Raw genomic sequence first — 21,212 nt, forward strand, 5'->3', positions numbered from 1 at the left:
AAGCAAGTTTTTTTATATATGAAAATTAAAGCGACATTACTCACAATTGGTGACGAGATATTAATTGGTCAAATTGTAGATACTAATTCTGCATTTATCGCCAAACAATTGAATAAGATTGGGATTGAAGTGGAAGAAATTATTTCTGTTCAAGACGAAATGAGTCATATTATTGAAGCTTTCGAACGAGGAATTTCTAAATCAGATATTGTAATTGTAACAGGAGGTTTAGGACCTACAAAAGATGATAAAACTAAAGCAGCTTTGTGTCAATTTTTGAATTGTGAACTAGTTAAAGAGCCTAAAGTTTTAGAAAATATTGTTCAATTATTTGTTGCCAGAGGTTACTCAAAAGAGTTGAATAATCTTAATCAAGATCAAGCGTTAATTCCAAAAAAGTCTATATTTATTCAGAACAAATATGGAACAGCACCATGTCTTTGGACTACAATTAATGATAAAATTATTATCAATTTGCCAGGTGTTCCTTTTGAAATGAAAGGTTTGATGCGCGACGAAATTATTCCGAGATTACAAAACCAATTTCAATCAGAAACTATTTTTCATCGTGATATTTTGGTGAGTGGAATTCCAGAAAGTGATTTAGCAATTTTGTTAGAAGAATGGGAAAATAATTTGCCCGAATTTATTCATTTGGCGTATTTACCGAATCGAACTTCTATTGATTTACGATTTTCAGCGTTTGGAACAGATAAAGAATTTTTACAAAATGAAATTCAGCATCAAATCAATCAATTCAAATTAATTGCAGGAGAATTTCTAGTTTCTGAAAATTCAGGAAATGCGCAGCAAATTTTGGGTGATATTTTAAAAGAAAAAGGATTGACAATTTCGACTGCCGAAAGTTGTACTGGAGGAAATATAGCAAGTTTGATCACGTCTGTTTCGGGAAGTTCTGCTTATTATTTCGGAACAATTGTTTCGTACGACACTTCTGTAAAAGTAAATTTGCTAAATGTGAATCAATCTGACATTGATGAATTTACAGTAGTTTCGGAACAGATTGCTGAACAAATGGCAAAAGGTGTTCGAAATCAATTAAAAACGGATATTAGTATTTCTACAACTGGTGTCGCTGGTCCAAACAAAGGCGAAGACGGAAAAGAAGTTGGAACGGTTTGGATTTCTGTTACAAATGGTCATTCAACATTGAATAAAAAATATTTTTATCCCTATTTAGATCGAGAAGAATTCATTAAAATTGTTTCCAATAATGCGCTGAATTTAGCAATTCAGTTTGTGAGAGAGGAGTGTTAAAATAATGACTCTTGGGCAAACCAGAGTGACATAAAAAGATTATAAAATAATACTGCGGTCATTCTGAGCCTGTCGAAGAATAAAGCTTTGTTTATGAGAAAAATATATTATGTCTACATTATAAAATGTTCTGACAATTCGTATTATGTAGGGGTGACAAATAATCTCCAAAAAAGAATTAATGAGCATAACGATGGAATAGATTCTATGAGTTATACTTTTTCGAGAAGACCAGTTGAACTAGTTTTTAATCAAGAATTTTTAGACGTAAACTATGCAATAATTTTTGAGAAGAAATTGAAAGGTTGGAGTAGAGCTAAAAAAGAAGCTTTAATTAATAATAGATTTGAAGATTTACCTTTATTATCAAAAAATAGAAAAGACTCTTCGACAGGCTCAGAGTGACAATGTTCTTTTTATTTTGAACTTTTTTTAATTCATATAATTTCAAAGATTTAAAATATTTCCTAAAATATATTTAGTCTATTAAATTAATAGAGTTTATATTTGTCGCAAATTTTGTGTCAAATGTTAAAAAAGATTGCGAGCAATACATTATTTCGATTGCTTTTGGGTGTGATTGCCGGTTTGGTTTTAGGAAATTATCTGAACGAAAATACAATTCAAGTTGTTTTATCCTTAAAATATTTTACAGGGCAATTAATTTTCTTTTTGGTTCCGTTAATTGTGATTGGTTTTATCGTTTCTTCAATTACGAAATTAAGCGAAGGCTCTGCTAAAATAGTAGGTTTTTCATTATTAATTGCATATTTATCTTCAATAGGAGCGGGATTATTTTCCATGATTGCTGGATATCAAATTATTCCAAATTTATCAGTCCCTACTTCTGTCGATTCATTAAGAGAAGTTCCAAAATTATTGTTTCAGTTGGACATTCCTCCTATATTTTCGGTAATGACTGCCTTGGTTATCTCATTGATGTTAGGAATGGGGATTTTGATTACAAAAGCGAAGGAATTAGAAAAGATTTTTGATCAATTCAAAGACATTGTAATTCTTTTGGTAAACAAAGTTTTGATTCCTATTTTACCTTTTTTTATTGCTGCTAATTTTGCCATTTTGAGCTACGAAGGCTCAATAGAAAAACAATTACCCGTTTTCTTAAAAGTAATTTTGATTGTGATTGTTGGTCATTTTATTTGGATGACATTAATGTATACAATTGCAGGACTTTATCGTAAAACAAATCCAATCAACCTTCTAAAACACTATCCACCTGTCTATTTAACGGCTGTTGGAACAATGTCTTCTGCTGCATCTTTGGGTATTGCTGTGAAAGCAGTTGACGATAGTAAAGTAATCAAACCAACGATTGCTAATTTTACGATTCCATTTTTCTCGAATACACATTTATGTGGTTCGGTTTTGACAGAAGTTTTCTTTGTGATGACGGTTTCGCAAGTATTGTATGGTCATATTCCTGATTTAGGAACAATGGTAACTTTTGTTTTGCTTTTAGGCGTTTTTGCAGTTGGTGCACCAGGAGTTCCAGGTGGAACAGTTGTCGCTTCGTTAGGATTAATTTCAAATGTTTTAGGGTTTGATGAAGCTGGAGTAGCTTTGATCTTGACTATTTTCGCATTGCAGGATAGTTTTGGAACGGCGTGTAATATTACAACTGATGGCGCATTGAGCATGATTGTAGATAAATATGCTGAAGAGAAATAATTTTAACTCAACTATGAAAATATAAAAAAAATCACTTCGTCTCGAAGTGATTTTTTTTTGCTTTATTTTCTTCTTCCTCGATGAGGATTCTTTGGTTTCGTATCTTTTTTGGGTTTAAAACCTGTATTATTTTTCTTGAAATTATTATTGTTACTATTTGCGTCAGGTAATTTATAAAACTCTTTTGGTGTTTTAATCACCGTCACATAATTACCAATCAATTTCTCAATATTTGCCAAATCACCTCTTTCGTCAGCAGCACATAAAGAAATTGCTTTTCCTTCGCGTCCCGCACGACCAGTACGTCCGATTCGGTGTACATATGTTTCAGGAACATTCGGTAATTCGTAATTGATCACATAAGGTAATTGATCAATATCGATTCCACGAGCAGCAATATCAGTGGCAATTAATACTTTTAATTTTTCTTCTTTGAAATCATTTAAAGCACGTTGTCTTGCATTTTGAGATTTATCACCATGAATTGCCGCAGCAGGGATTCCTGCTTTTTCCAAGTGTCTTACCAAACGATTTGCGCCGTGTTTTGTACGTGTAAAAATCAAGGTACGATCTTCTGGATGCTCGTTTAAAATGCTAACCAAAAGTTTTACTTTCATGTCTTTGTCTACATGATAAACAAATTGCTCAACTGTTTCGGCAGTCGAAGAAACAGGTGCCACGCTGACTTCTTTTGGACGACGAAGAACTGAATGAAAAAATTTTCGAATGTTTTTTGGCATCGTTGCCGAGAAGAAAAGTGATTGTCTTTCTTTTGGAATGATTTCTAAAATCTTTTTGATTTCATGAACAAATCCCATATCCAACATACGATCGGCTTCATCTAAAACAAAAATCTCTATTTGATTAATTTTTAAATGTCCTTGTCCAATCAAATCCAACAAACGACCAGGCGTTGCAATTAAAATATCAACACCATTTTTGATGGCTCCAATTTGTGGATTTTGATTAACACCTCCAAAAATCGCTAAATGTTTTAATGGTAAATTTTTACCATATAATTTAAAACTTTCGTTGATTTGAATGGCTAATTCACGTGTTGGCGTTAAAATTAATGTTCTAATTTTTCTTCCTTTACTCGGAGAATTTGTTAAGTTTTGTAGAATAGGAATTGCGAAAGATGCTGTTTTTCCTGTTCCTGTTTGTGCACAACCAATAATATCATTTCCTTCTAAAACTAAAGGAATAGATTGCTCTTGAATTTCGGTTGGTTCTGTATATCCAGCCTCATCAATTGCTTTTAAAATTGGTTCAATTATATTTAATTCTGAAAAATTCATTGATTAAAATCGTGTAAGTTTTTATATAGAAATAGATAAGCACTTCCGTAGAAGTGCTTTATAATTAAAAATAAATCTATTCCATTTCTTTTGCGTTGCGATCAATTTTTTCCTCAGGTTCTGTTGCATGAACAGAGTTTGCCGAATAATTTCTCCAACGTTCTAAAATATCTATCATATCAGCAGGCATCGGGGATTCGAAATACATACGTTCTCCTGTTGTAGGATGATCAAATCCTAATGTGCGTGCGTGTAAAGCTTGGCGAGGACAAGCAGCGAAACAATTGTCAACAAACTGTTTGTATTTGTTGAATGTTGTTCCTTTCAAAATGCGATCTCCACCATAACGAGCATCATTGAATAATGGATGACCCAAATGTTTGAAATGCGCACGAATTTGATGTGTACGACCAGTTTCTAATTTACATTCGACCAATGTAACATAAGAAAAATTCTCCATTACTTTATAATGTGTCACAGCATGTTTACCTTGATCTCCATCAGGAAAAACTGCCATTTGCATACGATCTTTTAAGTGTCGACCAATATGTCCTGTAATTGTTCCTTCTTGTTCTGCCAAAACTCCCCAAACCAAAGCATTGTATAAACGGTCTGTTGTGTGAGCTGCAAATTGTTCTGCTAAACTTGTCATCGCAACTTCTGTCTTCGCAATAACCAAAAGTCCGCTTGTGTCTTTATCGATACGGTGTACCAAACCAGGACGTTCCATCTGATCTGACATTGATGGTAAATTATCAAAATGAAACTTTAAGGCATTTACCAAAGTTCCTGTATAATTTCCATGTCCAGGGTGTACAACCATTCCAGGTTCTTTATCAATTACGACAACTTGATCATCTTCGTAAATAATTTTGATTGGAATATCTTCTGCTATAACTTCATTCTCGCGTGGAGGAGTTTCTAACATAATCTGAATAAAATCTCCAGGCTTTACTTTGTAATTCGATTTTACAGATTCATTGTTCACTAAAATGTTTCCGTTATCGGCTGCTTGTTGAATTTTATTTCTTGTTGCGTTCTCAATTCTAATCATTAAGAACTTATCTATACGCAATAACGATTGACCTTTGTCAACCGTTATTGAAAAATGCTCGTATAATTTATTGTCGTTTTCCTCTTGTAAGAAATCTTCTAAATCTTCTGTCATTTATTCTCTTTCTATTCTATAATAATCTCTTCTGGAGCTTTAGGCGCTTCTGTAGGCTTTTGTTGCTCTGTAGGCTGATTATTTTGTTGTTGCTGTTGTTGCATATCTTTGATCTGCTGTTCAGCTTTTTGTGTTATAATATCTCTATATTGAGAACCGCTAATTGTATCTTCGCCAAAGTTTTTGTACTGAACATCCAATTCTTTTAACTGCGTTCTAATTTTATCGCGAGGTTCTGTTGATAACCAAATATCAATTGGTTGACCTTGATCGTAAGTATCCGTAGCAAATGGGAATTGATAAACAACTCTTGCGTTGATTGTATCATGAGAAGCTCCAATAAATTTGATTTGACCAATCTCGAAGAAATTATCTTTGATTGATTTTTTAGCTTCTGTCAATGTTAAATTAACCAAATTAGGCATTCTAACACCAGATAACATTCCGCGTCCTAATACCAAATCAACTGTCGCAAAACGAGGTAATTGTTCGCCTGCTTTTACAATTTTTCCGTTGTATAATATTTTAAGAACTGCATCTTTTGCTAAATCTGGTTCGTAAATGATTTTTCCGATTTTAAGACCAGAAATTTCTAATTGCGTAAAGGCCAAACGTTTTGATTTTCCAACTAAATCTGGTAATTCAACTGGACGATATGTTTTCGGATTTGACTTAATAAAGATACGACGACCTTCTTTTACACGCGATTCTGCTGCAGGATAAAAATCCATAATTGCAAAAGGTTTCGTATTTGGATCAAAACGAGAACTATCTACTTCGTATGTCAAACCAAGTTCTTCTAACTTAGCTGTAGCATCAGTAATATTCATTTTAGATAAATCCGGAACTTCAACAAATTCATTGTGATTTGTATACGAATCTAACCAAACGTTAAAAATAAAATGGTAAAGCCCAAATGATAGCGCTATTACAATAGCTACATTCAGCAAAACTTGAATGATTGATTTTACTCCTTTCATTGAAATGATAAATTGTCGCACAAATATAGTTTAAAAATAATATTTATGATTGATGTCAAAGTTCTATATTTGAATAAATTTTAAATTAAACATGTTAAGAGTAGCAGTTGTAGCAGGTGGATATACGGATGAAAGCGTGATTTCGTTGAAAAGTTGCGAGTTAATTTACTCAAGTCTAAATCCAGAAAAGTACGACAGAACAAGGGTTCGAATCTTAAAAGAAGGTTGGTTTGCCGAAATTGAAGGCGAAAAATATCCAATCAATAAAGGTGATTTTTCATTTGAAAAAAATGGAGAAAAAATTACGTTTGATGTCGTTTTTAATACAATTCATGGTACGCCAGGCGAAGATGGTTATTTGCAAGCGTATTTTGAAATGATTGGTTTACCATACAATGGATGCCCTTTTTATCAATCTGCCTTAACATTTAATAAAAAAGATTGTATTGCAGTATTGAGTAAATATGGAATTCCACACGCGAAATCTATTTATATTAATCAAGGTGATCAATATTCTGCAAAAGAAATTATCGATCAAGTCGGTTTACCTTGTTTCGTAAAACCAAATCGTTCAGGATCAAGTTTAGGAATTTCGAAAGTTCATAAAGAAGAAGAATTTGAGGCAGCAATGCAAAAAGCTTTTCTTGAAGATAAAGAAGTTTTGATCGAATCTTTCTTAGATGGAACAGAGGTTTCGGTTGGAGTTTTAAATTACAAAGGAGAAACAATGGTGTTGGGAATTACGGAAATTGTTTCGCACACAGAATTCTTTGATTATGATGCAAAATATAACGGTTTGTCTGACGAAATTACGCCAGCTCGTTTAACGCCAGAAGTTGAAGCAAGAGTAAGAGAAATTGCAGCTAAAGCATATAAATGTATTAATATGTCTGGATTTTCTCGTTCAGAATATATTATTGTAAATGGAGAACCGCATTTTATTGAAATGAATACGTTGCCAGGTTTTTCTCCTGCAAGTATTTTTCCTCAGCAAGCTGCTCATGCAGGAATTGCATTGGAAGATTTGATGGATAGTGAAATAGAATTTGCTTTAAATAGACCTTCAGCATGGATAGAGTAGCCGTATTTCCTGGGTCTTTTGATCCAATTACTTTAGGGCATTTAGATATTATAGAGCGTGCAGTTCCTTTATTTGACAAAATTATTGTTGCTATTGGAACAAATTCATCGAAGAATTATATGTTTTCTTTGGAGCAAAGAATTAAGTTTATTGAAGATTCGGTTGCGAAATTCGAAAATGTAGAAGTGATTGCTTATAAAGGTCTGACTGTAGATTTTTGTGATAAAGTAAATGCACAATTTATTTTACGTGGACTTCGTAATCCAGCCGATTTCGAATTTGAGAAAGCGATTGCGCACACAAACCGAGCAATTACAAATCATAATATCGAAACAATCTTTTTATTGACATCTTCTGGGAAAGCTTACATCAGTTCAAGTATTGTTCGTGATGTCATGCGAAACGGGGGAAAATATGAGATATTAGTTCCAGATGTTGTGAGGATTTAGAATAACGTTATATTATATATATAAAACGAGAACATTTATATAATGCTCTCGTTTTTATTTTCTATAAATCTAAACTTAATTGATCTGGTAATAACTTAAATGTCATCCTATGATAAGGAGTAGCTCCAAATTCTTTTATTGCTAATCGATGAGCTTTTGTTGGATAACCTTTATTTTTTTTCCAATCGTACATTGGAAATTCTTCATGGATTTTTTCCATATATTCATCACGATACGTTTTTGCTAAAATAGATGCTGCCGCAATATTCATATATTTTGAATCACCTTTTATAATACATTTGTGTGGGACATCATGATATTTATTAAAACGATTTCCATCAACAACAATCAAATCTTTCGGACAATCTAATTGATCAATAGCTCGATGCATAGCTAAAAAACTAGCGTTTAAGATATTTATTTTATCTATTTCATTCGGCCAAACAATTCCAATTGCCCAATATTTAGCATTTTCTTCTATAAATGTTCTCAACGAATTTCTTTTCTTTTCAGATAATTGTTTTGAATCATTAATAATTTCATTTTCAAAATCATTTCCCAAAATAACGGCTGCTGCTACAACAGGACCACTCAAACAACCCCTTCCTGCTTCATCACAACCTATTTCATATTCGTGATTTGATAAAACTTTATACAATTTTTTATTTTTTTAACAAAGTTATCAAAATTTAGCATAAAAAAATTTTGTAAATGTTAGAGAAATCTTAAATTTATGAAAGTTTTAAAAATGTTTTAACAGATGAGGAGAAATTTAAAAAACTTGTTTGTATTAGGAGGACTTCTTTTAGGAGCTTCTTTATATGCGCAAGAAAAGACAGTTACAGGAACTGTAACAGACTCTGATGGACTTCCAGTAGCTGATGCTGTTGTAAAAACAACATCAGGAAAAGAAGCTTACACTGACGAAAATGGGGTGTTTAGTATTGAAGCTAAGCAAGGAGATTTAGTAACAGTAGAAGCAATGGGATTGCCAACTCAAACTTTTTCAGTTGGTACTGGTTCAGAATATAAAGTAACTCTTAAGCCTTCTGAAACGGTAGAGTTAGAAGGGGCTGTAGTAACAGCATTAGGAATTACTCGTGATAAAAGATCATTAGGATATGCATCTCAAGAAGTAAAAGGAGATGTTATTCAGGCAGGTAGAGGAAGTAACGCGTTACAATCTTTATCTGGTAACGTGGCTGGAGCACAAATTACTGCACCTTCATCTTTAGGAGGTTCTACACGTATTACGTTAAGAGGTATTGGATCTATTACAGGAGAAAATAGACCTTTAATAGTTATTGATGGTATTCCATTAGCTAATAATAATGTTAATGATACAAATACTCAGCGTGGTGGCGGAGGTCGTGATTATGGTGATGGAGCGTTTGATATTAACCCAGATGATGTAGAGTCTATAAACGTTTTAAAAGGAGGACCTGCATCAGCTTTATACGGTTCTCGTGCTGTGAATGGGGTAATTATGATCAAAACAAAATCTGGTAAAAAAGGTAGAGAAGAAATTACTGTAAATACAGGTGTTGCTTTTGAGTCTATTAACCAAATTCCAAAATTACAAAGTTTATATGGAGGTGGAGGTTCAAGTGAATTTGAAACAGTTAACATAGGAGGTAAAGATTATCAAGTTGTAGATTATGCTACAGATGAATCTTGGGGACCAAGATTTAACAATCAAGAAGTTTTACAATGGTATGCTTTTGATCCTGAATTTGCTAGCGATTACATGAAAACAACTCCTTGGCAAGCTTCAAAAAATGATGTAAAGTCATTTTTTAATACAGGAGTCGCATATACGAATAGTGTATCGTTTACAAAATCTTATGAGGCTACTAATTTAAGAGTTTCGTTATCTAATGTTAACCAAACAGGTATCGTTCCAAATTCTAGTTTAGAGAAAACGACAGCAAGTATTAACTTATCAAATAAATTTAGTGATGTATTTACTGTAACAACTAATTTAACTTATACTAGAACTGACGGTTTCAATAGACCAGAGGTTGGATATGGAGATAACTCAGTAGCTCAAAAAATGTTCCAATGGGGGCAAAGACAATTGGATTATAATCAACTTAAAGATTATAAATTAGCGAATGGTAACCAACGTTCTTGGAATAGAACTTCTTGGGATGACGCTACACCAGCTTATTCTGATAATCCATACTGGGTAGTGAATGAAAATACATCAAAAGATAAAAGAGATCGTTTCTACGGAAATGTGGAATTTAAATATGACATCGCACCAGGATTATATGCAATTGCAAATGTAATGGGAGACACATATGATATGCAAATTTCTGAACGTGTAGCTGTAGGTTCTCAAGCAATGTCTAAATACTCTGAAGCTTATTATAAATTTACAGAGATGAACTACGAAGGACGCTTACATTTTGATAAAAAATGGGGGGATTTCTCCTTAAATGCTTTTGCAGGGGTGAACAGAAGACACAAAACACAAAGTAGATTATCATCTTCTACAAATGGTGGATTAGTTGTTCCTAATTATTATTTTATTGGAAATAGTTTAGATAATCCAACAACATCGAGTTTTAGAGAAACTTCAGAAGTGAACTCTATATATGGTATGATCTCTTTGGGATATAAGAATATGTTATTCTTAGAGGCAACGGGCCGTAATGACTGGTTTTCAACATTACCTATAATAAATAATAGTTATTTTTATCCATCTGTCACAGGGAGTTTTGTATTCTCTGAAGTATTTAAACCAAGTTGGTTAAATTTTGGTAAATTAAGAGCAGGTGTTTCGCAAGTTTCATCTGATTTAACTCCATATCAAACAGGGGATGTATTAGGTTCAAGTATAAACTTTAATGGAACGCCTACATTTATTCAGTCAAATACTAAGATGAATCCGTTATTAAAACCTGAGATTAAAGATACATGGGAAGTTGGTTTAGAAGCATCTATGTTTAATAATCGTTTCGGTTTTGATGTGACTTATTACAACGAAAAACGTACAGATTTATTAGTGCCGGTTCAACATTCATGGTCAACAGGATATGAATACAAATGGTTAAATGCTGGAGAAATGACTAACGAAGGTGTAGAAGCATTAGTAAATATCGTTCCATTAAGAAATCAAGATTTTGAGTGGAGAGTAACTTGGAACTTTGCGAAGAACAACAATAAAGTAGTTAAAGTTTCTGATGAAATGGATTCATACAACTTAACTAATGCTCCATTTAGTGTTCAACTTTGGGCTATATCTGGTCAACAGTATGGACAGATTATGGGTACAGACTTTGTTTATGATGATCAAGGTAATAAAGTAGTAGATGCAAATGGATTCTATGAAAAATCTGAAGTTAAGAATTTAGGATCAATTATTCCTGATTATAACATGGGTATTAGAAATACATTTACATACAAAGGTGTTGCTTTATCAGCTTTAATTGACATTCAAAAAGGAGGTAATTTCTTCTCTACTTCTCATATGTGGGGTATGTACTCTGGAATGTTAGAAGAAACCGCGGCTAATGGAGTTCGTGAGAATGGAGTTGTTGCAGATGGTGTAATGTGGGATGAAGGAACAAAATCATATGTTAAAAACACAACTGAAGTTTCTGCTTACGATTATTATAAAGCATATTATAATGGTGTAGATAGCCAAAATGTTTTTGATGCAGACTACATCAAATTACGTGAAGTAACTTTATCGTATACTTTCCCTAAAAAATGGGCAGGGCCTTTTGCTAACGTTACTGTATCTGCATTTGGTAGAAACTTAGCTACATGGGGATTAGATAAAAAAGGATTTGATCCTGAAATGGCTTCTTATGGTTCTGGAAATATACAAGGTATTGAAGGAGGGTCTTTACCATCTACAAGAACTTATGGTATGAATCTTAAGTTACAATTCTAAAAATTAAATTATTATGAGAATCAATAAAACAATTATATTATCAGCATTACTAGGAAGTGCTTTATTATCTTCTTGCGATAATGGATTTGAAGAAATGAATATCAGTCCAAATGCACCTGAAAATGCACCAACTTATACGATTTTTCCTATTGCTACAAAAATATTTGTAGATGAGATGAGAGATGGTTGGGTATCAGGACGTATGTTATTACCTTGGGTACAATATTCAGCACAGAGAAACTATACAGAAGAGGATAAATACGCTTATCGTACGACAACAGGAGATCAAGCATGGAACGCAAGTTATCGATCTTTATCTAACTTAAAAAAGGTAATAAGTATTTGTACAGATCCTGTTTTAGGACCACAACAAGCTGCTTACGGAGATGTTGATACACAGATTGCTGTAGCACGTATTATGATGGCTTACGAATTCTTGGATTTGACAAATTATTTCGGTGATGTACCTTATTGGTCATTAAGTGGTGCAAAGAATCCAGATTTTCAAGCTTTACAAATTGATACGTATGCTCAACCTAAATATGTTAAGCAAGAAGTTATCTTTAAAAATTTGTTACAAGAGCTAAAAGAAGCTGAAGCGCAATTGGATATTACTGAAAAGAATGTATTTACAAGTCCTGAGAATAAAATTGGTGACCAAATTTATTTTGGAGATGCATCTAAATGGAAAAAATTTGCAAACTCGTTACGTTTAAGAATTGCTAACCAAATTAAAGATGTATATCCTGAAGCGAAAGCTGAAATGCAAGATGCTATTGCAAAAGGAATTTTTACCTCAAATGAAGACAATGCTTTGCAACATTATGGAACATCGGCTGTGGAAGGTTCTCCATTTTGGAGTGAATTTTTTGTAAGAAATAGAAATGACTTCTATGTGAATAATCAATTAATAAGATTATTAAAAGGACAATCTGGTAATTATGGAGTTGATCCACGTTTACAAAAATATGCTGCACCTTTAGGAACATCAAAAGCTAACGCTGGTTCAGGTAACTATGTAGAAACGGATGATATTACAAAATATCAAGGAATTCCTTATGGATTACCTTCTGATCGTTTATCATCAAATAATCAGGTATCTAAAGTATCTCCATTTTCAAAAACTATTTTCTCTGCAGATTATGCTGAGGTTTTAATGGAATACTCTGAAGTAGAATTCTTGTTATCAGAAGCTAATGGTTGGAACCAAACTAATTATGTGAATGGTGTGATAGCATCTATGCAAAAATGGGGAGTAGATCAAGCTAAAATTGATGCTTATGTAGCTGCATTACCAGCTGCAAATAAAGAAAATGTAATTACTCAAAAGTATATTGCTTTGTATATGCAGCCTCAAACTGCTTGGGTAGAATATAGACGTACAGGATATCCTAATGGTAGTATTTTATTATTACCTGGTCAAACTGGATATGAAATAGATGGTACTCCATACGTATTCACTCCATTAGTAGCAGGTATGACTGATATTCCGTATAGAATTTCATATCCATTAGGTGAACAAACTCTTAATACTACAAATTGGAATGAAGCAGTTTCAGCTTATGGCGGAAAGGATCCAATTAATGGAAAATTATGGTGGATGACTAAATAATATAATATCCATTTTCTTTATAAAAGCAGCAAAATTATTTTTGCTGCTTTTTTTATTTTATTGATTTTTAATGAAATAAATTGTATATTGGATAGTAAATATTATGAGTATGTTAAAAATTAAAATATTTTGTTTTTTTGCTTCTTTTTGTTTAGGTGTCAATGCTCAACAAAATTTATTAACAGATGGGGTTGATAGAACTTTAAATGAAAGAATATCCCATCAAATAAGTAATATTCAAAATGAAATTGCTTTAAGAAATAAAGGTGAAGTCATAGAACAATACGAAGGAAGCCAATATTTTAATCCAAATTTTGAAGACATAGAGATTAAAGGGTTTAATCTTGACTTTTCTAAATTGAGATATAATGCTTATTCAGATGAGATGGAATTTGAAAAAGAAGGTAAAATTTTTAATTTAACCAAAGTTCCTGAGTTGATGATTTATTTTCCGTTAACTCAATATCAATTTCTTAAATATCCTACTAAAAATGGTAAAATTGAAGGTTATTTAGAAGTTTTGGTATATGATAAAGATAAATTTTCTTTGTATAAAAGAAATAAAAAGATAATAACTCATGGAGAATTTAAAAATAATGCCAATAAAGCAAATACAAAATTTTCATTAGTAAATGATAGTGATTTATATTTGATTAGATATAAAGAAGATAAGTTTTATGAGTTTCCTACAAATGAAAAACAATTAAATAAAATTCAAAATAGTCCTGAATTAGTAGATTTTGTAAATAAGAATAATTTGAATCTAAGTTTAGAGAAAGATAAAATTAAACTTGTTGATTTTATGAACAAGCTTTAAGATGAATATTAAACAAAATAGCAAGCCAATTGGCTTGCTATTTTGTTTAATATATTGATAATTCTTAATTCGAATAATTAGGAGCCTCTTTTGTAATGACAACATCATGTGGGTGAGATTCGTGTAAACCAGCACCTGTGATACGTACAAATTTTCCGTTTTCAATTAAATCTTGAATTGTTGGAGTTCCGCAATATCCCATTCCAGCACGTAATCCACCACATAATTGGTAAACAACTTCTGCAATAGAACCTTTGTGAGGAACACGACCTTCAATTCCTTCTGGAACTAATTTTTTCGCATCAGCTTGGAAATAACGATCTTTAGAACCACGTTTCATAGCAGCTAAAGAACCCATTCCTTGATATGCTTTGAATTTACGACCTTGGAAAATAATTTCTTCTCCTGGCGCTTCATCTGTTCCAGCGAATAAACTTCCTAACATCACCAAGTTTGCACCAGCAGCAACCGCTTTTACAATATCACCTGATAATTTGATTCCACCATCTCCAATAATCGAAACGTTTCTTGTTTTAGCGTAAGAATGTACATCATGAATAGCAGAAAGTTGAGGTACACCAACACCAGCTACAACACGAGTTGTACAGATAGATCCTGGTCCAACACCAACTTTTAAAGCATTTGCTCCAGCATCAATCAAAGCTTTTGCAGCTTCTGCAGTTACAATGTTTCCTCCAACAATATCTAATTCAGGGAAAGCATTTCTAACTTCAGCAACTTTACTAATAACTCCAGCTGAATGTCCGTGAGCAGAATCTAACGCTACGATATCAACACCTTTGTTTACTAAAGCTTGAACACGTTCTAATGTATCAGCACCAACTCCTACACCTGCTCCAACACGTAAGCGACCTTTTGTGTCTTTACATGCGTTAGGGAATTCTGTTAAGTTGTCAATATCTTTAATCGTGATTAATCCAATTAATTTATTGTTTTCGTCAACGATTGGTAATTTTTCGATGCGGTAACGAGAAAGAATTTCTTTTGCTTTCTTAAGGTCAGTATCAATATCAGAAGTTACGATATTTTCTTTTGTCATCACGTCTTCTACCAATTGATCGAAGTTTTCTTGGTAACGAATATCACGATTTGTAATGATTCCAACCAATGTTCTATCTTCTTCAACAACTGGTAAACCAGAGATTTTGTATTTCTCCATTAAGTTTACTGCATCTTGCAACTTGTGATGACGAGATAAAGTAATTGGATCAGAAATCATTCCGTTTTCCGAACGTTTTACCATATCAATTTCATTCGCTTGTTCTTCGATCGACATATTTTTGTGCACGAAAGATAAACCTCCTTCACGCGCTAATGCAATAGCTAATCTTGCTTCGGATACAGTATCCATTGCTGCAGAAACTATCGGAATGTTAAGGGTGATATTGTCTGTGAATCTTGTTTGTAGAGATACTTGGTTCGGTAATATCTCTGAGTAGGCAGGCACTAATAACACATCGTCAAAAGTGAAGCCCGTTTGTAGAATTTTGTCTGTTAAAGGCATTGCTTTTTGCATTGCAAATTTAGATGAAAAAAGTTTAGAATCAAAACTATTTGAGAAAATGTATCTTAATTTTGAAGGATTTGATGTTTTGTTAATATGTAAATGAATCGATTAGAAAATTTAAAATTAATTTTAAAATATTCGATAAATCTATATTGTTTAGATGAGATTCTAATCAGAATTTAATCATTTCAATCCTAAGCTATATCAATTTTTTATCTTATTTTCGCAAGATAGTTTATTAAAACAAAATGGATATAAATTTCAAAAAGTGGAACAACATCTTGGGTGTTGCGATGTTCTTGATAGCGACAATATTGTATTTGGCATCGATGGAACGTTACCTGAGTTTGTGGGATTGTGGTGAGTACATTGTATCATCAGCAAAATTGGGAATAACGCATGCACCAGGAGCAGCTTTGTTCCAAATAATGGGAGCAGTTTGGTCTGGTTTAGCTTTTGGTGACGGAAGCAAATACGCCATATTAATCAACAGTACATCTGCCTTGTATAGTGCAGGAACAATTATGTTTTTGTTTTGGACAATTACATATTTTGCTCGAAAAATGTTTGCAAAAACGCAAGATCCAATGAATGTTGATGCGATTGAACTAAATGCTTCTCAAAAAATTATAACATTAGGAAGTGGATTAGTTGGAGCTGCTATTTTTATGTTTAGCGACACATTCTGGTTTTCTGCGGTAGAAGGAGAAGTTTATGCAATGGCATCTTTCTTTACTGCGCTATTATTTTGGCTGATTACAAGATGGGATCAAGTAGCAGATACACCTAGAGGAAACAAATGGTTGGTAATTATTTCGTTGGTGATTGGTTTATCGGTTGGTGTTCACTTAATGGCAATGTTAGCAATTCCAGCAGTTTGTTTTGTATACTATGCTCGAAAATATAGATTTACAATCAAAAGTTTCTTAATCGCAAATGTAATTACGTTGATTATTTTAGCTTTTGTATTCAAAATAATTTTCCCAGTTGTGATGACATTCTTTGGAAGAACAGAGATTTATGTAGTAAATAATTTGGGAATGCCTTTTAATTCAGGAACAATTATCGCCGCTATCATTTTAATTGCAGTTTTCTATTTTGCGATTAAATTAACTCAGAAATATGGTTCAGCATTATTGAATACAATTTCGTGGTGTGTGATTTTTATGTTGATTGGTTTCTCATGTTGGTTAGTTATTCCGATTCGTGCAAACGCAAATCCTCATATGAATTTGAATGATCCTGATACAGCTTTGGGTGTTTTAGATTATTTTAATCGTGAACAATATGGTTCTTGGCCTGTGATGTACGGACCAGTTTTTACGGCTCATATTGCAAGTGACGGAATCAAGCGTGATACTAACGGAGCACCAGAAAGTACAGTTCGTAGTTCTGAATATATTAAGGATAAACGTACAGGAAAATATTTGAAAGTTTCGGATCGTTTAGATTATACATATGAAGATAAATATGTGAAGTTTTTCCCTAAAATGTTTAGTCCAGACCCAGGTGTGATGGAGAATTATGCGGCAGTTTATGCTTTTCCAAAATTCTCTTTGAATGCACAATATGCGGGTGATAAAGAAGCGCAACAAATGTACGCGCAATTGGTTGAGAAACGTCAAAACAGACAATTAAAAGTTGCAGAACTTAAGAAATATGGTGAGATTTTAGATATCGAACCACCTACATTTGGTGAACAATTTAATTACTTTATTGATTACCAAATCAACTATATGTTTATCCGTTACTTTATGTGGAATTTCTCTGGTCGCCAAAACGATTTAGAAGGTAATTTCGAGATTACAAAAGGTAATTGGATTTCAGGAATTCCATTTATTGATAATCCACGTTTAGGAGATCAATCAAAATTACCAGATGAATATAGAAATGATGGAACAAATGTATATTTCATGTTACCATTATTCTTAGGTTTAATCGGGTTATTTACACAATTAAACAGAAATTTTGTTAACTGGTGGTCATTGTTGTCATTGTTTATTTTAACAAGTGTCGGAATCATCTTTTACACATCTGTAAAACCTTTCGAACCTCGTGAACGTGATTATGCATTAGTAAGTTGTTTCTATGCATTTGCGATTTGGGCAGGATTGGGTGTACAAGGAGTTTATTTATTACTTCAGAAATTGATGAAGCAAGAATTGAAACCATCTTTAGCAATTGGAACGACTGTTATTTTAGCTGGTATTCCAATTTTAATGGGAGCTCAAAACTGGGATGATCACGATCGTTCAGAGCGTTCTGTAGCTTATTCTTTAGCTTACAATTATCTGAATCCGCTCGATAAAAACGCTATTCTTTTTGTCTATGGTGACAATGATACTTATCCACTTTGGGGATTACAAGAAACCGAAAATTTCCGTGATGATGTAAAAATTGCGAATTTAACGTTGGCTGCTTCTCCATGGAATTTAGAACAATTGTTACGTAGAACGTACAATGCAGCGCCTCTTCCAAGTGATTTGAAACCGAAAGATTATCAATCTGGAACTAACGATCAAATTTTTGTGGTAGGAGGTTCTATCAAAAATATTTTTGATCAATTGAATAGTTTCATCAAATCAGGATCTAATCAAACTTTGGAAACATTAAGTCAAATGCCAATTGAACAAGTTGCTCAATATTTATCTGATCCTGAAATTGATCCAAATCAAGTGATGTCAGTTTATAAAAGTTTAAAACCTTTACAAAAATATATCACAACAGATAGTATGACAGCTAAAGAAGCGATGGATTTTATTTTAGATAATAAATCACCAGAGAAACAAGCTTTAGCAGATTATTTTGGTTATCCAATTGGTGGAGCAAATTATTTACCTGTTTCAAAAATTGTTGTTCCTGTAAATAAAGCAAATGCGCTAAAATACGGAATTGTAAGTGCAAAAGATGCAGATAAAATGGTTGATTCAATCACAATTAATATCAAAGCGTCAAGTTTATTCAAAAACAATTTGTTGTTGTTGTCAATGATGGCGAAATACAATTGGGATCGTCCTATCTACTTTAGTGGAGGAGGAATTTCTGATCCTGAAAATACATTCTACATGAATGATTATTTATTGAATGCTGGAATGAGTTATAAATTAGTTCCTATTTATACACCTTTTGGTAAAGGAGGAATTATTGGAGCTTCTGATAATGATATGTTGTTAAGAACATTTAATTCATATAAATGGTCTGGATATAATAATCATGATGCGTCATTTAGTTTGACAGAGCGTAATTACACATCTTCTTATAGAAATACTGCAGTTCGTTTGGCAGATGATTTATTGAATGCTGGACGCAAAAAAGAAGCGATTGCAGTTTTAGACAAAGTGATGTTAGAAATTCCTGCTTTAGCGAAATACGATATTGGTTATGGAGTGAGTAGAATTGCTGGAATTTATTTGAAAGCTGGTGAGGATAAAAAAGCACAAGAATTGTTTGCACATGTTCGTAAAGAAGCGAATGCAAAAATTGCTTTCTTCGAGTCGTTACCTTCAGGAAAAGGATATTCAATTGGTTCAGATTTAGCCGCGGCTAAAAATGATTTGATGATGTCAATCTACAATGAAGCTTCCGCTTTAGGTGAAAGAGGTGACAAAGAAAAAGCATTGAAAGTTTTCGAATCTGCTTATAATCCTGTTTTAAAGAAATTCGAAACCTTATATAAAGAAGTTATTGCGGATGGAAAAGTTGATGCAGCTGATCAAGCAAAAATCATGAATCAGTTTAATTATTTAGACGAAATGATTGGTGTAGCAGCAGAAATTGATACCAATTATGCGAAACAACAACAGAATATTTTATACAAAATGGTCGGACAATAAGTCAAATCAATAAAAACAGAAAAGCTCCAAAAATTATTTTGGAGCTTTTTTTGTATAATAAAGTTTTGAATATTAAGTAATTGTTAATTTTAATATGTTTTATCATTATTGAATTTTGGAGTTTGGCACACAAATTGAAATTATACAAATAAGTTTAACAAAATTGTAAATATTTTAAAATATTATAAAAATGAAAAAAGTATTATTAACAGCTGCTTTCGCAGTAGCAGGTATGATTGGAGTTTCAGCTCAAACAACAGGTATTGAAGGTGGTGTTCATATTGGTATTCCAGTAGGAAATGCATCAGATGTTTCGTCTTTTAACCTAGGAGCTGATGTAGCGTATTTACATCCGGTTGCAAGTAATATTAAATTAGGAGCTAAAGCGGGATATGATCATTTTATAGGAAAAGATGGTGTAGATGATTTTGGTTTTATTCCATTAGCAGCTACAGCGAAATATGAATTTAAAAATAATGTATTCATTGGTGCGGATTTAGGTTACGCAATTGCTACGAAAAGTGAAATGGATGGAGGTTTATTTTGGCAACCTAAATTAGGTTATTCTGCAGCTAATTTTGATGTTTATGCAGGATATAAAGGAATTGCTACAAATAACGAGTATTTTGATGGTAAAAAATTTAATGCAGATGTAGTTTCTTTAGGTTTTGCTTATAAATTCTAATAACAAGAACAACTTATACTTGATACAAGCTACATCGAAAGATGTAGCTTTTTTATTTTAATTCAATTCTTTAAATGTTAAATATTTGAATTAAAACCATTGTTAATCATTGTTTTAAGATTGTTAAAGTGTTGTTTTAACATTATTTGGCACAGCACTTGAAATTATGAATGCATCATAATTAGAACTATAAAATTTAAAAAGATGAAAAAATTATTTTTTATTGCTGCTGCAATGTTAGGAGTTGTTAGTTTGAGCGCACAAGAAAAAACAACATCTGCACAATTTGGTATTAAATCAAGTGTAAATATGTCTTCATTTAACGGGAAAGACGTGAACAATAATGATTATAAGGTTGGTTTTGGAGCTGGTTTGTATGGACATTTTCCAATTACAGAACAGTTTGCAGTTCAGCCAGAGGTTAATTTTACACGAATGGGGGGACGAGAAAAAACTGACGTAACAGAAGTTGGAAACACGACGGTCAAAAATTACAATAAAACGACTTTAGATTATATTCAAGTTCCAGTAATGCTTCAATTTTATCCTGCTGGAAGTCGCTTTAATATAGAGGCTGGACCTCAATTTGGATACAATGTATATGCGAGTAATAAAACGCAAGTTAGTACTTATGTAAACAACACGGTGTACAATACGGAAGAAAAAACTGACATTAAAGATAATGTAAAAGATTTTGATTTCGGTGTTAACTTTGGTTTGGGATATAATGTAACAGATAATATCAATGTTGGAGCGAGATACTATATGGGATTAACTAAAATAGGAGATAATAACAACAACAATGTAGAAGTTGGTGATGTAAAAAATCATTCGTTTTCTGTAGGAGTTGGATATTCGTTCTAATCGAGAATATTTAAGTATAAATAAAA

At 32.6% G+C, this 21,212-nt stretch carries 16 protein-coding genes; 11 read left to right on the top strand and 5 right to left on the bottom strand.

Going from position 1 to position 21,212, the window contains the following annotated elements:
• Nucleotides 1-18 precede the first annotated feature (18 nt).
• From N5D03_RS03930 to N5D03_RS03940, 3 genes are all read left to right on the top strand, one after another.
• Nucleotides 19-1,278 (top strand): CinA family nicotinamide mononucleotide deamidase-related protein, encoded by a 1,260-nt coding sequence (locus N5D03_RS03930; protein WP_280050983.1) that lies wholly within the window; start codon nucleotides 19-21, stop codon nucleotides 1,276-1,278.
• Nucleotides 1,279-1,371: 93 nt separating this feature from the next.
• Entirely contained in the window at nucleotides 1,372-1,683 is a 312-nt protein-coding gene (locus tag N5D03_RS03935) for a GIY-YIG nuclease family protein (RefSeq protein ID WP_038331876.1), read from the top strand.
• Between the two features lie 123 nt (nucleotides 1,684-1,806).
• Nucleotides 1,807-2,967 carry a dicarboxylate/amino acid:cation symporter gene (locus tag N5D03_RS03940; RefSeq protein WP_280050984.1) on the top strand — a complete coding sequence of 387 codons (1,161 nt, stop codon included), beginning with the start codon at nucleotides 1,807-1,809 and terminating at the stop codon, nucleotides 2,965-2,967.
• 62 nt (nucleotides 2,968-3,029) lie between these two features.
• Here the strand turns inward: N5D03_RS03940 and N5D03_RS03945 are convergent, their stop codons facing one another.
• From N5D03_RS03945 to N5D03_RS03955, 3 genes are all read right to left on the bottom strand, one after another.
• Nucleotides 3,030-4,265 carry a DEAD/DEAH box helicase gene (locus N5D03_RS03945; RefSeq protein WP_280050985.1) on the bottom strand — a complete coding sequence of 412 codons (1,236 nt, stop codon included), beginning with the start codon at nucleotides 4,263-4,265 and terminating at the stop codon, nucleotides 3,030-3,032.
• Between the two features lie 76 nt (nucleotides 4,266-4,341).
• The gene (locus N5D03_RS03950; RefSeq protein ID WP_115001543.1) at nucleotides 4,342-5,433 is read right to left on the bottom strand and encodes an RluA family pseudouridine synthase; all 1,092 of its coding nucleotides are present in this window, start codon (nucleotides 5,431-5,433) and stop codon (nucleotides 4,342-4,344) included.
• An 11-nt stretch (nucleotides 5,434-5,444) separates the two neighbouring features.
• A complete protein-coding gene (locus tag N5D03_RS03955; protein WP_125348649.1) occupies nucleotides 5,445-6,413 on the bottom strand; it encodes a PASTA domain-containing protein in 969 nt (322 codons plus the stop codon).
• A 91-nt stretch (nucleotides 6,414-6,504) separates the two neighbouring features.
• Between N5D03_RS03955 and N5D03_RS03960 the strand changes: the two genes are divergently transcribed.
• Nucleotides 6,505-7,494: a D-alanine--D-alanine ligase gene (locus N5D03_RS03960; RefSeq protein WP_280050986.1), complete on the top strand. Its 990-nt coding sequence runs from the start codon at nucleotides 6,505-6,507 to the stop codon at nucleotides 7,492-7,494.
• The gene (gene coaD / locus N5D03_RS03965) at nucleotides 7,482-7,943 is read left to right on the top strand and encodes a pantetheine-phosphate adenylyltransferase (RefSeq protein WP_280050987.1); all 462 of its coding nucleotides are present in this window, start codon (nucleotides 7,482-7,484) and stop codon (nucleotides 7,941-7,943) included. Before N5D03_RS03960 ends, coaD begins: the two co-directional genes overlap by 13 nt.
• A 61-nt stretch (nucleotides 7,944-8,004) precedes the next feature.
• On the opposite strand, the gene N5D03_RS03970 is transcribed toward coaD, so the two are convergent.
• Nucleotides 8,005-8,601: a ribonuclease HII gene (locus N5D03_RS03970; RefSeq protein ID WP_280050988.1), complete on the bottom strand. Its 597-nt coding sequence runs from the start codon at nucleotides 8,599-8,601 to the stop codon at nucleotides 8,005-8,007.
• 102 nt (nucleotides 8,602-8,703) lie between these two features.
• Here N5D03_RS03970 and N5D03_RS03975 point away from each other — a divergent pair, with 102 nt between their 5' ends.
• The 3 genes from N5D03_RS03975 (at nucleotide 8,704) to N5D03_RS03985 (ending at nucleotide 14,276) form a co-directional block, all read left to right on the top strand.
• On the top strand, nucleotides 8,704-11,847 hold the full coding sequence (locus N5D03_RS03975) for a SusC/RagA family TonB-linked outer membrane protein (protein ID WP_280050989.1): 3,144 nt from the start codon (nucleotides 8,704-8,706) through the stop codon (nucleotides 11,845-11,847).
• A gap of 13 nt (nucleotides 11,848-11,860) precedes the next feature.
• Nucleotides 11,861-13,459: a SusD/RagB family nutrient-binding outer membrane lipoprotein gene (locus N5D03_RS03980; RefSeq protein WP_280050990.1), complete on the top strand. Its 1,599-nt coding sequence runs from the start codon at nucleotides 11,861-11,863 to the stop codon at nucleotides 13,457-13,459.
• Nucleotides 13,460-13,568: 109 nt separating this feature from the next.
• On the top strand, nucleotides 13,569-14,276 hold the full coding sequence (locus N5D03_RS03985; protein WP_280035975.1) for a hypothetical protein: 708 nt from the start codon (nucleotides 13,569-13,571) through the stop codon (nucleotides 14,274-14,276).
• A 64-nt stretch (nucleotides 14,277-14,340) separates the two neighbouring features.
• On the opposite strand, the gene guaB is transcribed toward N5D03_RS03985, so the two are convergent.
• Nucleotides 14,341-15,801 (bottom strand): IMP dehydrogenase, encoded by a 1,461-nt coding sequence (guaB, locus tag N5D03_RS03990; protein WP_115002117.1) that lies wholly within the window; start codon nucleotides 15,799-15,801, stop codon nucleotides 14,341-14,343.
• Between the two features lie 251 nt (nucleotides 15,802-16,052).
• On the opposite strand from guaB, the gene N5D03_RS03995 reads away from it, so the two are divergent.
• The 3 genes from N5D03_RS03995 (at nucleotide 16,053) to N5D03_RS04005 (ending at nucleotide 21,186) form a co-directional block, all read left to right on the top strand.
• Nucleotides 16,053-19,637 carry a DUF2723 domain-containing protein gene (locus tag N5D03_RS03995; RefSeq protein ID WP_280050991.1) on the top strand — a complete coding sequence of 1,195 codons (3,585 nt, stop codon included), beginning with the start codon at nucleotides 16,053-16,055 and terminating at the stop codon, nucleotides 19,635-19,637.
• A gap of 190 nt (nucleotides 19,638-19,827) precedes the next feature.
• Nucleotides 19,828-20,322, top strand: coding sequence for a hypothetical protein (locus tag N5D03_RS04000; protein ID WP_280050992.1), 495 nt, complete (start codon nucleotides 19,828-19,830; stop codon nucleotides 20,320-20,322).
• A 204-nt stretch (nucleotides 20,323-20,526) separates the two neighbouring features.
• Nucleotides 20,527-21,186 carry a porin family protein gene (locus N5D03_RS04005; RefSeq protein WP_280050993.1) on the top strand — a complete coding sequence of 220 codons (660 nt, stop codon included), beginning with the start codon at nucleotides 20,527-20,529 and terminating at the stop codon, nucleotides 21,184-21,186.
• Nucleotides 21,187-21,212: the final 26 nt, after the last annotated feature.

This window comes from Empedobacter sp. GD03861 (assembly GCF_029840885.1).
Classification (GTDB): Bacteria; Bacteroidota; Bacteroidia; order Flavobacteriales; family Weeksellaceae; genus Empedobacter; species Empedobacter falsenii_B.

What these genes read in the sequence shown, in the direction of transcription:
- N5D03_RS03930 (WP_280050983.1), top strand. Translation starts at nt 19, where the DNA reads ATGAAAATTAAAGCGACATTACTCACAATTGGTGACGAGATATTAATT.
- N5D03_RS03935 (WP_038331876.1), top strand. Translation starts at nt 1,372, where the DNA reads ATGAGAAAAATATATTATGTCTACATTATAAAATGTTCTGACAATTCG.
- N5D03_RS03940 (WP_280050984.1), top strand. Translation starts at nt 1,807, where the DNA reads ATGTTAAAAAAGATTGCGAGCAATACATTATTTCGATTGCTTTTGGGT.
- N5D03_RS03945 (WP_280050985.1), bottom strand. Translation starts at nt 4,265, where the DNA reads ATGAATTTTTCAGAATTAAATATAATTGAACCAATTTTAAAAGCAATT.
- N5D03_RS03950 (WP_115001543.1), bottom strand. Translation starts at nt 5,433, where the DNA reads ATGACAGAAGATTTAGAAGATTTCTTACAAGAGGAAAACGACAATAAA.
- N5D03_RS03955 (WP_125348649.1), bottom strand. Translation starts at nt 6,413, where the DNA reads ATGAAAGGAGTAAAATCAATCATTCAAGTTTTGCTGAATGTAGCTATT.
- N5D03_RS03960 (WP_280050986.1), top strand. Translation starts at nt 6,505, where the DNA reads ATGTTAAGAGTAGCAGTTGTAGCAGGTGGATATACGGATGAAAGCGTG.
- coaD (WP_280050987.1), top strand. Translation starts at nt 7,482, where the DNA reads ATGGATAGAGTAGCCGTATTTCCTGGGTCTTTTGATCCAATTACTTTA.
- N5D03_RS03975 (WP_280050989.1), top strand. Translation starts at nt 8,704, where the DNA reads ATGAGGAGAAATTTAAAAAACTTGTTTGTATTAGGAGGACTTCTTTTA.
- N5D03_RS03980 (WP_280050990.1), top strand. Translation starts at nt 11,861, where the DNA reads ATGAGAATCAATAAAACAATTATATTATCAGCATTACTAGGAAGTGCT.
- N5D03_RS03985 (WP_280035975.1), top strand. Translation starts at nt 13,569, where the DNA reads ATGTTAAAAATTAAAATATTTTGTTTTTTTGCTTCTTTTTGTTTAGGT.
- guaB (WP_115002117.1), bottom strand. Translation starts at nt 15,801, where the DNA reads ATGCCTTTAACAGACAAAATTCTACAAACGGGCTTCACTTTTGACGAT.
- N5D03_RS03995 (WP_280050991.1), top strand. Translation starts at nt 16,053, where the DNA reads ATGGATATAAATTTCAAAAAGTGGAACAACATCTTGGGTGTTGCGATG.
- N5D03_RS04000 (WP_280050992.1), top strand. Translation starts at nt 19,828, where the DNA reads ATGAAAAAAGTATTATTAACAGCTGCTTTCGCAGTAGCAGGTATGATT.
- N5D03_RS04005 (WP_280050993.1), top strand. Translation starts at nt 20,527, where the DNA reads ATGAAAAAATTATTTTTTATTGCTGCTGCAATGTTAGGAGTTGTTAGT.